This is a genomic window from Desulfobacter latus, from assembly GCF_013389365.1.
GTDB lineage: Bacteria > Desulfobacterota > Desulfobacteria > Desulfobacterales > Desulfobacteraceae > Desulfobacter > Desulfobacter latus.
This window is the reverse complement of the sequence record NZ_JACADJ010000230.1, coordinates 1-255: the sequence shown is the minus strand read 5'-3', so window position 1 is coordinate 255 and position 255 is coordinate 1. Positions and strand designations below refer to the sequence as shown.

General features: G+C 40.0%; 1 pseudogene. It reads left to right on the top strand.

Going from position 1 to position 255, the window contains the following annotated elements:
- Positions 1–255 (top strand): annotated as a pseudogene (locus HXW94_RS20660) (transposase); the annotation flags it as partial.

Sequence of the window (255 nt, the reverse complement as noted above, 5' to 3'; positions counted from 1 at the left end):
AACTCAATTGCAACTCTGCGCTCTACTTCCCTTTTGATGGTGAATATAGCGGCCGAGGACCATATCCGAAGTATGGAGAAAAAATCAATTATAGCAATCTTCCTGAACATTGCCTTGTTGATTCCTCTGTAGAAAACAAGATCCGCTCAAACATTTATCAAGCTGTTATGTGGCACAAAGACTATCCGCAAAAGTTAAATGTTGTAATCATTGAGAAATGCAACCTATCCAATGGACGTTCTGCCCGGGTTATTT